The 14,083-nt window shown below is 63.5% G+C and carries 13 protein-coding genes and 2 riboswitches; of the genes, 8 read left to right on the plus strand and 5 right to left on the minus strand.

Annotated features, from left to right (window positions below):
- Window positions 1–20: 20 nt before the first annotated feature.
- Window positions 21–1,847 carry a translational GTPase TypA gene (gene typA, locus G8346_RS10170; protein ID WP_166050860.1) on the minus strand — a complete coding sequence of 609 codons (1,827 nt, stop codon included), beginning with the start codon at window positions 1,845–1,847 and terminating at the stop codon, window positions 21–23.
- A 296-nt stretch (window positions 1,848–2,143) separates the two neighbouring features.
- Here typA and galE point away from each other — a divergent pair, with 296 nt between their 5' ends.
- The 7 genes from galE to G8346_RS10205 all read left to right on the plus strand — a co-directional run bounded on the left by galE (window position 2,144) and on the right by G8346_RS10205 (window position 9,199).
- The gene (galE, locus tag G8346_RS10175; protein WP_166050863.1) at window positions 2,144–3,130 is read left to right on the plus strand and encodes a UDP-glucose 4-epimerase GalE; all 987 of its coding nucleotides are present in this window, start codon (window positions 2,144–2,146) and stop codon (window positions 3,128–3,130) included.
- A gap of 480 nt (window positions 3,131–3,610) precedes the next feature.
- The gene (locus tag G8346_RS10180) at window positions 3,611–4,216 is read left to right on the plus strand and encodes a PEP-CTERM sorting domain-containing protein (protein WP_166050865.1); all 606 of its coding nucleotides are present in this window, start codon (window positions 3,611–3,613) and stop codon (window positions 4,214–4,216) included.
- Between the two features lie 177 nt (window positions 4,217–4,393).
- Window positions 4,394–4,479: riboswitch (cyclic di-GMP riboswitch) on the plus strand.
- Between the two features lie 153 nt (window positions 4,480–4,632).
- Window positions 4,633–4,720: riboswitch (cyclic di-GMP riboswitch) on the plus strand.
- A gap of 174 nt (window positions 4,721–4,894) precedes the next feature.
- Complete coding sequence (locus tag G8346_RS10185) at window positions 4,895–6,757, plus strand: putative Ig domain-containing protein (protein WP_166050867.1); 1,863 nt, start codon at window positions 4,895–4,897, stop codon at window positions 6,755–6,757.
- 438 nt (window positions 6,758–7,195) lie between these two features.
- Window positions 7,196–7,750, plus strand: a complete 555-nt coding sequence (locus G8346_RS14645; protein WP_206202690.1) for a PEP-CTERM sorting domain-containing protein — start codon at window positions 7,196–7,198, stop codon at window positions 7,748–7,750.
- A gap of 378 nt (window positions 7,751–8,128) precedes the next feature.
- Window positions 8,129–8,512 (plus strand): fibronectin type III domain-containing protein, encoded by a 384-nt coding sequence (locus G8346_RS10195; RefSeq protein ID WP_166050870.1) that lies wholly within the window; start codon window positions 8,129–8,131, stop codon window positions 8,510–8,512.
- A gap of 114 nt (window positions 8,513–8,626) precedes the next feature.
- A complete protein-coding gene (locus G8346_RS10200) occupies window positions 8,627–8,881 on the plus strand; it encodes a plasmid stabilization protein (RefSeq protein WP_166050872.1) in 255 nt (84 codons plus the stop codon).
- Window positions 8,882–8,887: 6 nt separating this feature from the next.
- Window positions 8,888–9,199, plus strand: coding sequence for a PIN domain-containing protein (locus tag G8346_RS10205; RefSeq protein ID WP_166050874.1), 312 nt, complete (start codon window positions 8,888–8,890; stop codon window positions 9,197–9,199).
- A gap of 65 nt (window positions 9,200–9,264) precedes the next feature.
- On the opposite strand, the gene purU is transcribed toward G8346_RS10205, so the two are convergent.
- The 3 genes from purU to G8346_RS10220 form a co-directional block, all read right to left on the minus strand.
- Complete coding sequence (gene purU, locus G8346_RS10210; RefSeq protein ID WP_166050876.1) at window positions 9,265–10,131, minus strand: formyltetrahydrofolate deformylase; 867 nt, start codon at window positions 10,129–10,131, stop codon at window positions 9,265–9,267.
- Window positions 10,132–10,227: 96 nt separating this feature from the next.
- Window positions 10,228–11,034, minus strand: a complete 807-nt coding sequence (locus tag G8346_RS14650) for a PEP-CTERM sorting domain-containing protein (RefSeq protein WP_206202691.1) — start codon at window positions 11,032–11,034, stop codon at window positions 10,228–10,230.
- A 213-nt stretch (window positions 11,035–11,247) separates the two neighbouring features.
- A complete protein-coding gene (locus G8346_RS10220; RefSeq protein ID WP_166050878.1) occupies window positions 11,248–12,132 on the minus strand; it encodes a glycosyltransferase family 32 protein in 885 nt (294 codons plus the stop codon).
- Window positions 12,133–12,304: 172 nt separating this feature from the next.
- Here G8346_RS10220 and G8346_RS10225 point away from each other — a divergent pair, with 172 nt between their 5' ends.
- Window positions 12,305–13,102, plus strand: a complete 798-nt coding sequence (locus tag G8346_RS10225; protein WP_166050880.1) for a WecB/TagA/CpsF family glycosyltransferase — start codon at window positions 12,305–12,307, stop codon at window positions 13,100–13,102.
- A 29-nt stretch (window positions 13,103–13,131) separates the two neighbouring features.
- Here the strand turns inward: G8346_RS10225 and G8346_RS10230 are convergent, their stop codons facing one another.
- A complete protein-coding gene (locus tag G8346_RS10230; protein ID WP_166050882.1) occupies window positions 13,132–13,761 on the minus strand; it encodes a hypothetical protein in 630 nt (209 codons plus the stop codon).
- Between the last annotated feature and the right edge of the window lie 322 nt (window positions 13,762–14,083).

The following is a 14,083-nucleotide window of genomic DNA, read 5'->3' on the forward strand; positions in this document are numbered from 1 at the left end:
CATGCAAAGCGTGATTCAGCTCACGCTTTAACAGTCGGAGTGGACCTGTCCGCGCGCTTCCGTTCGTGTTCCTTGAGATAGCGCTTGCGCACGCGGATCGCCGCGGGCGTGATTTCGACCAGCTCGTCGTCGTCGATGAACTCCATCGCCTGCTCCAGGGTGAGGCGGATGGCCGGGCTCAGGTTCAGGTTCTCGTCCTTGCCCGCGGCGCGGATGTTGGTGAGCTGCTTGGCCTTGAGCGGGTTCACCGTGAGGTCGTTGTCGCGGCTGTGGATGCCCACGACCTGGCCCTCGTAGACCTCGTCGCCGGGCGCGGTGAACAGGCGGCCGCGCTCCTGCAGGTTGAACAGCGCATAGGCCAGCGCCTTGCCGGTGCCGTTGGCGATCAGCACACCGTTGGGGCGCTGTGCCAGCGGGCCGGACTTCACCGGCGCGTAGCGGTCGAAGACGTGGTGCAGCAAGCCCGTGCCCGAGGTCATGCTGCGGAACTCGGACTGGAATCCGATCAGGCCGCGGCTCGGAACGCGGTAGTCGAGGCGCACGCGCCCCGCGCCGTCCGGGCGCATGTCCAGCAGTTCGCCGCCGCGCTCGCCGAGCTGCTCCATGGTGGCGCCCTGGTGGCGCGTCTCGACGTCGATGGCGACGTGCTCCCACGGCTCCTCGGTCACGCCCTCCCCCGTCTCGCGCGTGATGACGTGCGGGCGCGAGACGGCGAGCTCGTAGCCTTCGCGGCGCATGGTCTCGAGCAGCACGGACAGGTGCAGCTCGCCGCGACCGGAGACCAGGAAGCGCTCGGGGTCTTCGGTGTCCTCGACGCGCAGGGCGACGTTGTGCACGGCCTCGCGCATGAGGCGCTCGCGCAGCTGGCGGCTGGTGACGAACTTGCCCTCGCGGCCGGCGAAGGGCGAGTCGTTGGTCTCGAAGCTCATCTGGATGGTCGGCTCGTCGACCGTGAGCGGCGGCAACGCCTCGGGCTTCGCCGGGTCGCACAGGGTGTCGGAGATGAGTGGGTGCTCCATGCCGGCGAAGGCGACGATGTCGCCCGCCTCGGCCTCGGGCACTTCCACGCGCTTCAGGCCGAGGAAGGAGTACACCTGCATGACTTTCTCGCTGCGCTTCGTGCCGTCGGCGGCGACCACCGTGACGGGCATGTTGCGCTTGAGGCGGCCACGCTTGATGCGGCCGATGCCGATGGCGCCGACGTAGCTGGAGTAGTCCAGCGCGCTGAGCTGCAGCTGCAGCGGGCCCTCGGGATCGACGTCGGGCGGCGGGCAGCGGCTGACGATGGTTTCGAACAGCGGCTGCATGTCGGCGGCGAGGTGCTCGGGGTCGAAGCCGGCGCGGCCGAGCAGCGCCGAGGCGTAGATGATGGGGAAGTCGAGCTGCTCGTCGCTGGCGCCGAGGCTGTCCATGAGATCAAAGGTCAGCTCGACGGCGCGGTGCGGCTGGGCGCCGTCGCGGTCGACCTTGTTGATGACCACGATCGGCTTCAGGCCGTGGTCGAAGGCCTTGCGCGTGACGAAGCGCGTCTGCGGCATGGGGCCGTCGACGGCGTCGACGAGCAGCAGCACCGAGTCGACCATGGAGAGCACGCGCTCGACCTCGCCGCCGAAGTCGGCGTGGCCGGGCGTGTCGACGATGTTGATGCGGTAGTCGTTCCAGCGGATCGCGGTGTTCTTGGCGAGGATCGTGATGCCGCGCTCGCGCTCCTGCGGGTTGGAATCCATCGCCCGCTCCTGCAGCTCCTCGCGGTCCGCGAGGGTCTGGGACTGCTTCAGCAGCTTGTCCACCAGGGTCGTCTTGCCGTGGTCGACGTGGGCAATAATCGCGATGTTGCGCAGCTTCATAGTTTTTCGGGGGTCTGACCCCCGTAGGTTGTTGATTGAAAAAGAGTATGGGTCAAAAAAAGCCCCTCTGCAGGGGCCTTGCGTGACAGCAAACCGGGCGTTGGCCGTAGCGTAAGCGCGGCGGCGCATTGTACTCGGAATTCGGCCCCGTGCCTTCAATGGCGGTTTTCGCGCGCCCAGGCCGCCCGAATGCCCCCATTTGCGACCTGTTTCACAAATAAAACATATGCTTACCGGGGTCAGACCCCGAAAGGGGTATGATCGCGGCGCTAAAACCACACGGAAGAGTCTCCCCGATGGCCAACGGAATCCTCGTCACCGGCGGTGCCGGTTACATCGGCAGCCATGTCGTGCGCCAGCTCGGCGACGCCGGCGAACGCGTCGTCACCCTGGACAACCTCTCCACCGGGTTCGCCGCGGCCGTGACGCACGGCGAGCTCATCGTCGGCGACACTGGCGACCGCGAGCTGGTGCAGAAAGTCCTCGCCGAGCACGAGATCGACACCATCATGCACTTCGCGGCGCACACCATCGTGCCGGAATCCGTATCCGACCCGCTCAAGTACTACCGCAACAACACCTGCGCCACGCGCAACCTCTTGCAGTGCGCATCCGAAGCCGGCGTGAAGCACATCGTGTTCTCCTCCACCGCCGCGGTGTACGGCATGCCGCCGGGCGGGATCGCCCGCGAGGATTCCCCCAACGCGCCGATCAACCCCTACGGCACCTCCAAGCTCATGAGCGAGTGGATGCTGCGCGACCTGGCCGCGGCGGGCGGCCCGCGCTACGTCGCCCTGCGCTATTTCAACGTTGCGGGGTCAGACCCCGAAGGACGCATCGGCCAGTCGACGCCGCAGGCCACGCTGCTCATCAAGGTCGCCGCCGAAGTCGCCACCGGCAAGCGCGAGGCGCTCACCATCTTCGGCACCGATTACGACACGCCCGACGGCACCGGCGTGCGCGATTACATCCATGTCGAGGACCTCGCCACCGCCCATCTCGACGCCCTCGCCTGGCTGCGCGACGGCGGCGCATCGCAGGTACTCAACTGCGGCTACGGGCACGGCTACAGCGTGCGCGAGGTGGTACAGGCCTTCGAACGGATCACGGGCGAGCCACTACAGGTGCGCGAGGCCGAGCGCCGCGCCGGCGACCCGCCGACCCTGGTCGCCGACGCCCGCCGCATCCGCGAGCTGTTCGGCTGGACGCCGCAGCACGACGACCTGGACCGCATCGTGTCGTCGTCGCTGGCCTGGGAGCGTGCGCCGAAGTACGGGCGTTGAAGCCACAGCCATATACAGAATCCCGACCGTCCCGGCCACCCTGCACGCCCTCAGCCGGGCCTTTCCGATCATGTCGGTAAACTTGACATAACTTCCGGCAGCGGATGCCGCTTACCCAAGGGCATTTGCGCCAAAAAAAAATTAACAATTTTTCTAGGTATTACTCATAACCTACTTATTTAAATGTTTTTTGTTCTCTGTCATCGCGCGCCGAGACCGGGCGCATCACCCTGGCCCCAAGCCTGCGTACGGACCTCCTCGCATAACCCACGTCAATAAATTTGACGCCCTCATCCCACGCCTCGGGCCGCGCCTGAGACCCTGTGTCCAAGCAATTGTTTGAAAACCGGTTTTTTCTCCCTGGCGCGACCAGCAAAGCTGGCATGCGATATGCATCTCTCCTGGTGAGGGCTGGAGTTTCCAATCTCGAATAACAAACGCTCCGACCCGCGGTTAAAGGACAGACCGGAGGGTCACTTCATGAAAACCAGGACGATGATCTTTCAATGCATGCTCGCGGGCGTGGCGCTGCTGCTTTCCGGCCACGCGCTGGGCGCCTTGAGCCCGATCTCATGTGATGGGACGCCAGGCGCGAAGGCCAATACTGAGATGCCCGATTCATGCGCGATCGGGACGCTCAGCAACGATTCCGTCGCCTCCGAGACCAGCGCCGTCAATGGCCTCTTCCAGGGCGCGGGCGACCCGCTCCTGTTCGTCGGCAAATACGACCAGAAGACGGGGTATGACGAAGTGGTGCCGGGCTTCACGCTGAGCGCCGGCATATCTGACGACGAGGACTGGGATTATTTCTTCTCGCTGGTATCCATTTACTCCGGCACGGTCGATTTCGCGCTCATGGTGAAGCAGCCGGACGAGAATAGCCCGCCGTTGAACGAGTATGTGGCCTACTACTGGAGCGGCCTCACCCTCGACATCGAAGGGTTCTACAACAGCTTCAAGGGCGATTACTCCCACATCTCCGCCTTCATCCGCGGCGTGGACGTGCCGGTGAGCGAGCCGGCGCCGTTGGCGCTGCTGGGATTAGGGCTGGTGGGCGTCGCGCTACTGCGTCGTCGAGCCACCTAGGCTCAAGATTCGAGACGAACCACAAGCGCCTCCAGGAAATCCCTGGAGGCGCTTCTCTTTGCCTTTCAATAACTTTCGGGGGTCAGACCCCCCAAACCACCCGATAAATGCAGGAACCGTGACGCGGGTCACGAAAAACCTTTGCTTTTCGGCGCGCCGCTCTGCTACTTTCACCCTCGCTGACAAGGGCAAACCCGCCGAAAGGTGGGGACGCAAAGCCACCGGTCTAAGGGACGAAGTCCTACGACAGCGGGGTTGCCAAGCTGAGGTGCCGCCACACTCCCCTCCCCCCGGCGCCCTCGACTCCCCAGGCAACCCCCTGCACAGACGCCGCCCAAGGACCACGCCTCGAGGCGGTTTGCCCTGTGTCGGTAAGACCCGGCGACGGGATCTGTGAAGACAACAGAAGTAGGGGCCACTGAAAAAGGCAAACTCACCGAAAGGTGAGGACGCAAAGCCACCGGTCTAAGGGACTCCAAATCCTACGATAGCGGGGCTGCCAGGAATCATGGAAAGAATCGGCACACAATTGAGGCTGACACACCGGCAACGGTTCAGCAGCCACTTTCCAAGCCCGGCGCGTTCTCGCCGGCGCAGCACGACGCTACGCCATACGCACTGCACTGCCTCCCGTGAGTTGAACTTTTCCGTGGCCATGTTGCGAAGCGAGGTTTCGCCATGGCTATTCGGACCGAACATGTAAAATCAGCGCTCGGCGCGCTGGCCGTCTCTCTCCTGATGACCGTCGTTGGTTGCGGCGGTGAGGACGGCGGCGGGACTGGCAGCCTCATTTCCTCCGTTGCCAACCCGCCGCCGTCGGGCGTGAACCCCGACGAGATTTACGAGACCCGCGTCACCGGCAGCGTCGGCGATGGGCCGATCGTGGGCGCACGCATGCGGGCCCGCTCCAGCTCCGGGCAGTTGCTGCTGGAGACCGAAAGCAGCTCCACCGCCGATTACGACATCGTCATCAAGGCGCGCGGCAAAGACTACGCGCTGACAATAGAAGCGGACCAGGGCATCGACCTGGTGACCGGCATGGCGCCGGACTTCCGGCTCGTGACCGCGATCTCGCGCCCGAACAACCGCACCGTCAGCAACCTGAACCCCTTCACCACGCTGATCTTCGGCGCCGCCCAACGCGCCGGCGGTCTCAACGACACCAACGTAGCGACGGCCCGAGAGGCCGTGGTCAAGCGCTACGGCTTCGGCCTCGACGCTGCGATCGTCCCGGATCCCGCGGAAACCCCGATTGACGAGAACAACGTCCACGTCATCGTCAAGACCAGCGAAACGCTTGGCGAAATGATACGCCGCACTCGCGACGCCATGGTCGTCACCGGCGCCAACATCGACGGCGACACCGTGGTGGACCGCCTCGCCGCCGACCTGGTCGACGGCTGGATCGACGGCCAGGGCGCCTCGGGCGTCGACGCCCGCACGGCCGCGGTGGCGAACGTGGCGAGCGCCGCCGTGCTGCTGCAGGCCATGACCAATCGGCTGCACGTGTACGGTTACGATGCGACGACGGCGATGGACAGTGCCATCCAGCAGGTGCGTCCCGATACCCCCGCCGCAAACAACAGCGCGAACGTTGCCATCCCCGCCTCCGCCCTCGAGCAGGCGATGCGCTCGCTGCGGGCCGCGAAGGTGCTGAGCGACGACCCGCGTATCGACGAGACCATCGTCGTGCTGCAGGCCGTGGCGCCTGGCGCGCTGCCCGCCGACCTGGCCGCCGCCCTGCCCGCCGAGATCGACACTGTGCTGGAAGTGGCGACGCTCGACGCGGCCTATGCCGACGAGACCCAGCTGAGCGCCATCAATGCCGCCGGCCGCAGCGAAGCCCCAACGAACAATACCGAGCCCGAGCCGGACCCGAACGAGTCCACCGATCCGACCGATCCGGGCGACCCCACGGATCCTGGCGACCCGGCCCCAGAGCCCGACCCGGAACCGGCTCCTGAGCCTGATCCGAATCCGACGCCGGCACCGGCGAACAACCCGCCGACCATCTCCGGCACGCCGGGCACCAGCGTCGAAGTCGGCACGGCATGGAGCTTCCAGCCCACCGCCTCCGACCCGGATGGCGACGCCCTGACTTTCTCGGTGAGCAACAAGCCGGCCTGGCTGAGCTTCGACAGCAACACCGGCCGCCTGTCCGGCACGCCGAGCTCGAGCAACGTCGGCACGCACCTGCACATCATCATCAGCGTCACCGACGGGCAGCAGAGCGTGAGCCTGCCGGCCTTCGACCTGGTGGTGAGCGAGGCCCCGCCGCCGGCGACCGGCTTCGCCAAGCTCAGCTGGACCGCGCCGACCGAGCGCGAAGACGGCACGCCGCTCGAGGGCGTCGGCCACTTCACCATCTATTACGGCACCAGCAGCAGCAACCTCAGCCAGTCGGTGCGCGTCGACGGTTCGCTGACGAGCCACCAGATCGACGACCTGCCGGCCGGCACCTGGTACTTCGCCGTGACGGCGACCGACACCGCCGGCCTGGAAAGCGCCAAGTCGGCCGTGGCGAGCAAGACGATCGGATAACAGGACAACTTCCCAGTTCCGGGAGCAGTGCAACCGCCGCAAGGCGGGTTCCCTTCGACGGGCCGCGCAAGCGGCCCGTTTTTTAATGCACTTACGGGGGTCAGACCCCCGTAAGTGATTGTGACCTATGTCATGTCGAGGGGTCTTACATACGCGAAACGCCCCGCAGCGCCCTGCCGGCGTCCCGAAACGCGGAACCCGCGCAGGACACGTGACGCCCGTCACAAGTCGCGCGCCGGTTTCGTTTCGGTAGCGCGCTCGGGGCCGAATCGGGGCCGTCGGGCAACCTGACAAACGCATTCCGACAGCCGGCTCAAGACCCCGGGAATGCCTGGGTTTTGTGGCTACTCGCCGGTTGGCACGATCCCTGCAGTTCCCTACCCAGAAACCAAATTCATCGGCACGCCCCGAGCCCGAATCAAGCTGGAGACAATGGAAATGAAGAGCCTTCGCACCCTGGGAATCGCCTGCGCACTGACGTTCGCCGCATCGGCCGCACACGCCGCGGTCATCGTGGACCTCAACTCCACCACCACCAACGGCCCGAACGACATCAACAACGGCGTGACGTTCAACACCGCGCTGACTGACATCATCGATGTCACCCAGATCGGTATCCTGGACGGCGGCGCCTACGACGCCTGGAACGCCTGGGGGCGGAACGAGAACTGCAACAACGACGGCATCTGCACCAAGGGCTGGATCAACAACTGGTCCTACTTCATCAACGGCGACACCAGCACCGCCACGCTGGTCTCGGATGGCGTGCGATACGCGACGGCGGCCGCGGCGCTGGCCAACGCGGTGCCGGTCGCACCATTCACCGGCATTTCCAGCATCACGTTCTTCATCTCGGACAGCTATTACAAAGACAACGTCGGTGGGATCTCGCTGAGCGTCGATGTCATGCCGGCCAAGGTGCCGGAGCCGGCCACCCTCGCCCTGCTCGGCGCCGGGCTGCTGGGCTTCGGGCTGCGGCGGCGGAAGAACTGAGGTGGATTGACCCTCGCTTGGGGGAGGGGGCCTGACCCCCGTCGGCGCGAGCCGGCGGGGGTTTTTCTTTGATTTGCGCAAATCCCGCGCAACCCGCTCGATGGCCGTCGGGACGGAACGGCGCTGCCGCCTTTCAGTTTTACATATTCTGACCAAGCTGATCCGTGCGATAGCTCACCAAGACTCTGAACCCGAGCGTCCGAATCTCGACAAATAATCAGGTTAATTCTCCAACCAGCTGTTTCCAAACGATCTACCCGAGCCTAGACAGCCAGTGATCGACGCTATGTACGCAAGAAACAGTTGTTTGACTTCTCCGGCGCTGGTCCAATCCGCGGCTTTTCCACGCCCGACAACCGCTGGAGAACCCCCGAGCCTATGTACCAATCTACAGCCCGGATCTTGCTCTTCCCTGCCCTGCTGCTGGCGCTACTGTCCCTCCTCGCCTGCGACGCCGATATCCTCCCCCCTGAAACCGACCTCGCGACCCACAACCCGACCGGGACGGGCAACGCCACGCTGAGCTGGCAGCCGCCGACCGAGCGCGTGGATGGCTCGCCGCTGACGAAGCTGTCCGGCTACCGGATCCTCTACGGCCAGCAGTCGCGCCGCTACAGCTACAGCATCGAGATCACGAACCCGGGCCTGACGCGCTACTTCATCGACGGCCTGAGTGAGGGGTGGTGGTATTTCGCCATCGTGGCGATTGACAGCCAGGGGCTGGCGAGCGCGGAGTCGGCGGAGGCGAGCACGAGGATCTGAAGCGCCACGGGCCGAGCCCCTCTCGCTCACATCGGCATCAATTCGGCTTCTTGACATTTGCATGCAAAAAGACAAATTGCATGCATCGCTTCTGCCTGCCGCGAGGCCCCGATCATGGCCATGATCACCGTCCGCAACCTGCCCGACGCCGTGCACCGCGCCCTGCGTGCACAGGCGGCACGTCATGGCCGCAGCACGGAGGCCGAAGTCCGGGCCATCCTCGAAGACGCCGTAAAGCCGGGGGTACGGGTCAAGCTGGGCGCCCTGCTCGCCGAGATCGGCCGGGAAGCGGACTTGAGCGAGCGCGAATTCGCCACGCTGGAGGAAGCCCGGGGCCGGGCGCCTGCCACGCCGCTGTCGATCAACTGAGCCGTAATGATCCTGGTCGACACCAACGTCATCTCCGAGCCGTTGCGCAATGCGCCCGAGGCACGTGTCGTCGCGTGGATCGACGCCCAGCCGCTGGAAACACTGTTACGGTCCACGATCACCGTCGCCGAACTGCGCTTCGGCGTGGCTTCGCTGCCCGCAAGCCGACGGCGCGACACCCTGCGCGACAACCTGGAAACTCGAGTCCTGCCGCTGATCGCGGCGACGGCCCTCGCCCATCGCATGATGGTGGCGACGCGCGACACCGCCCCGTTCGAGGCCGCTTGCGTGGCCGTGCTCAATCCCTGGATGGGCTGACCCCGCGACAGAACCCCTCTGGGGATCAATGGCTTTCGGGGGTCAGACCCCCGAACCACCCCGAATCAGTCGAACACGACGGTCTTGTTCTGGCTCACCAGGATCCGGTCGTGAACGTGCATGCGCACGGCGCGCGCCAGCACGGTGCGCTCGAGGTCGCGGCCCATGCGCTTGAGGTCGTCCACTGAGCAGCGATGGCTCACCTGCACGACGTCCTGAGCGATGATCGGCCCGTCGTCGAGCACCTCGGTGACGTAGTGGCTGGTGGCGCCGATCAGCTTCACGCCGCGCTCGTAGGCCTGGCGGTAGGGGTCGCCGCCGGCGAATGCCGGCAGGAAGCTGTGGTGGATGTTGATGATGCGGTTCTCCCAGCCGTGCAGCATGGCCGGCGAGAGCACCTGCATGTAGCGCGCCAGCACCACCAGCTCGACCCCCTCGCGTTCCAGCAGCTCGCGGATCGCCGCCTCCTGCGCTGCCTTGTCGCGATTAACGATCGGCAGATGGTGGAACGTAATACCCGCATGCGCAGCGATCGGCCGCAGCGCGTCGTGGTTGCTGATGATGGCCGGGATCTCGATCGGCAGCTCGCCCGCCTGATAGCGCCACAGCAGATCCTGCAGACAATGCGGCAGCGTGCCCACGAGGATGGCTACGCGCATCGGCTGGCCGTCGAAGCGGACGCGCCAGGACATACGATGCGCCGCCGCCAGCGGGGACCATGCGGCGGCGAAGTTACCCGGCCCGAGGTCGCACTCGGTGAGGTCGAACTCCACCCGCATGAAGAACTCGCCGTGCTCCCGGTCAGTGTGCTGGTCGGCGTCGAGCAGGTTGCCGCCGTGGTCGGAGATGAAGCGCGCCACCGCCGCAACGATGCCGCGGGCGTCGGGGCAGGCGATCAAGAGGCGGGCGGTGGATGGGGCTTCAGTGGGCATGGCATTGAGCTTTTCAATAACTCGCTTCGCTCAGCGCAAAAGAAAAGCCCGGCACAGGGCCGGGCTTTTCAAGTCATAGCGACTCAGCTGGACTGCTTAGGCAACCCGGCGCCGACGCGCCATGCCAAAGCCGACCAGGCCAAGACCCAACAGGGCCAGAGTGCCCGGCTCCGGCACCACAAACGTTCCGTCGGTTATGCTCAAACGCACGACGAGATCATCGTGGTTATCGTCATTCTGGGCGCCACCGTCATCGAGGAACAGGAAAACGGAGGTTCCAGAACGGCGGGCACCATCAGTCGTATCGGTGTCTAAGACGTAATTGTCGTCAAACGTGATAAAGAAGTTCGGATTCGCGTTCAAATCATCATTGTTCGCGCCGTTGCAGAACGAAATAGCGCCCGAATTCACGCTGAAACAGAAGTCCAAAAGCCCCGGACCGGCCAGCGTTGTATCCGACTCAAGCGCATCGCTCGAACCAAGGATGCCATCGGCATCAGCAAATGTCGCCGTTTCACTACCCGTGTGCGTGAAGCTCACATCATCACCGAAGGTGAAGCTGTTGGTGAACCCCGCCTCGGCACCAAAGATCTCAACCGTAATGGTTATCGGTCCGCCGCTGCTGAGGTAAAGGTTGCCGCCGTACCACCCTTGCACCTCTCCAATCCCGTACTGCTCGAGAAAATCGTTGGTTTCGCCAGGCTGGGGGATCGTCCCGGTGTAAAGGGCGGCGCTGGCGGGAGCGGCCGCAAGCGCTACCGTGGCCAGGAGACCGCTGGCGATAATTGATCTAAAAACTTTCATGTTGTCGTCCTCTGGATGGTTAACTTGCGACGATTCAAAGCGCCGTGCCTGAAGTAATGCAAGCCCCATGCCAAGTCCATACAACAGCAATTCGAACAACAGGTTACCACTGCCTCGCCCCATGACGCGAAAGTCCTGGTGCCGGATATGTAAGAGAAACCGACAGCCTTTCCCGTCCATCTTAAGTTATTGGTGCCGGGTGTGTAAGGGAAGCCGACACATCTGCCTCCCTACGCGGCTCAATAGCGAAGTGGTCCACCCAAGGTTGGCGAAGATGGCGCCGACGCCCCTCGCTCATTCGAACGAAAAAAATCAACTGCGGCGACCACTTAGCCTGCGGCGAAGCACTTTTAGACCGTAAAAAAGGCGGTACTCGATCCTAGCGCGTGTCCCTAAACGTACCACCGGGGAACGCAATTCAGTGTAATGCCGGCCGGTCAGGTGTCTGCGATGTCCGGCGCCGCACTCGAAGATCGAATAGCCAATCCCGAGGTCCTGATATCTGACGAGTCGATGTGGATACTGGGCCCGTAGAGGGTGGATCGCGAGCGAGTAGGCGATGGGCACCGTGACGTTCAGTACTCCGGCCCGGCCGACGCCATGCAACGCCGGCCGATACATGTCGATGTTGCCAAGAACGTTTTCAATCACGGCCCTAAGGAAGGGATGGCCCGGCGCACATGCGATAAACCATTGAATATATTCCCCGTCGTCAACATCAGACAACGCGCTGGCCCGCCCCCAGCCTGCCCCGCTCGCCATGCCATCCCATTGCGCGATTAGGAACCTGTCGGCGGGCCCCAGAACTTCATCCAGCGACCGCTTGGTGGAGTTCTTGATGTCCAGGTAGATTCCGCCTTCGGCATACAGCAGGCAGTACCTGAAAAAATCGGCCCTCGCGGCGCCATACTCCGGGTTGATCTGCAGAAACCGCCCCAGGATATCTGGGCCAAAGTGCTTCTCAAGCAAAACGGAAATATCGGAGTCATCGTGCAGCGAATATCGCCAGCCACGGTTGCGTTCCCGGATTATTTTTACGTTCTGTTCTATCTGCGGCGACAGATCATTTTTTGACCTGACGGTCTGATGAATCAGACGAGGAATCCCCGAGCCAAACTCCTTTGGGTCAATCCGATAACGTGTTGGAGCAACATTCAATCTCGGGAGAAACTGCTTGAGCAAGCCGATAATGTTCATCGAGGCGCCAGAAGCGGTGCCGTGATTTTCTCAAGCGGCTCCGAACCGCCGGGCTGATCCCTGGAGGCCCAAAAGCTACACTGGCGCAAGATCGGAAACATGATGGAAATCTCGATGTCGAGGGCCCAGCTGGGATTATGCTAGTGACCACTCGTAAATATCAGCAGAACGGATGATCCCTGAACAACACACCCCACGGAACAGCATCGAAATCGCCGGCCTAGAAATCCAGCACCTTGGTGAAAAAGATGTTATTCAGAATATATTCGCGGCCCTTCACTCTCGTGAGGGCGGCTGGATCGTGACCGCCAACGCCGACATCGCCCGCCAATGCCACCAGCATCCCGACCTTCAACGCATGATCGCGGATGCCGACCTCATCGTCGCAGACGGCATGCCGCTAATCTGGGCGAGCCGAATTTTGAGGCAGCCCCTGCCCGGCCGGGTCTGCGGCTCGAACCTGGTATGGAGCATTGCCGAGCGGGCGGCGCAGGAGAGGTTCTCCCTTTTTCTGCTTGGCGGCGGACAACCAGAAACTGCCTCCAATGCGGCCAGTATCCTGCGGGAGCGATATCCCGGCCTGAACATCGTCGGCACGCACTATCCGCCGTTCGGCTTCGAGTCCAGTTCGGATGAGATGGCGAGATTGCGGGCAGCGCTGGATGCCGCGGCACCGGACGTGGTTTACGTGGCGCTCGGATTCCCAAAGGCCGAGCGGCTGATCCACCACCTCCGTTCCGAATACCCCAAGACGTGGTGGATCGGAGTCGGGATCAGCCTGAGTTTCATAGCCGGCGAAGTCGCACGAGCTCCGGGCTGGATGCAAGGGATCGGGCTGGAATGGCTACATCGGCTGCTGCAGGAACCCGGTCGGCTGGCAAAGAGATATCTTTGGCACGACATCCCGTTCGTAGTCCGGCTGCTGGGCGGAGCCATACGCCAACGCTTGTTGGGACCCCGAGCCGAGTAGGCCGCGGCAATCCGCGGGCCGGTTATGGTTCACCATGCCACGGCCATGTCGAGCTTGATCGCATGGTCGCCGGTGACGGCGTTGCTCCGAGAACGCGCCTCGAACCATTTCCACTGCATCGACACCTGTGGGTTCACGTCCGGGACAACCGATGCAACGACTCGCGACAGGTCGAGGCGCATGTCGAACCGATGCTTCCTCTGGCCGATCTCGGGCAAAAACCACATCGGATCGGCGCTGTGCGACCAGTTGGCGCTCAAGGATACGGCTGGCAGGTGCCGCGTCAACCCAATGTTTGCCGTCCAGTAGACGTCCTCAGCGCTGACATCGGCGCCGGGCTCGTTTAAAGACGCGGCGAGGTCCCAGGAAGGCGCATAACGCATCCCAACCAATGCTTCCGTTTTCCAGTCGCCATGCGTCCTGCGATGGCTCACACGAAATTCGTAGCTGGCATCGATTTCCTGGAGGGTCGCTGCCTCGTTGCCCGGGTCCTGGCCGACGCGCTGGCGACCGAAGTGTTTAGGCGCCGCTGTTAGCTCGGCGCACACATCGCCCAGCTCCATCAGATAACTGGCTTCGTAGTGCAGCGGCGTGTGATCGTCCCCGATGTCGACGCGGCCAGTGAGCAGTGCATCTCTACCAGGGTCGACCAGCAGCAACCCTCCCCTCGACACTGACCTCTACACCGCCCACAAGCTTGGCATTAGTGCATCTAGATGCGCCCAAGGGGTGGGTAGATGCACAGCCGGCCATTAGCGCAGCTGCCGAGAAGGCAGTTACCCGAAATCGCACTGTGAACTGAAGCACGTCCTCTCCCGTCGCGCGCCTGGTGGCTAGGTCGCGGCGGTTTATACCGCCGCGACCATTCCACCCTTTGTCGCATGTACCTGCTAGTGACTTGTTCACATTAACAATCGACGGCGACGAAGCAACAACCCTGGCTCGCGGTGCAGTCCTATAGCTTGCAGACGATCACTCTGA

It is taken from the genome of Thioalkalivibrio sp. XN279 (assembly GCF_011089885.1).
GTDB lineage: Bacteria > Pseudomonadota > Gammaproteobacteria > Steroidobacterales > XN24 > XN24.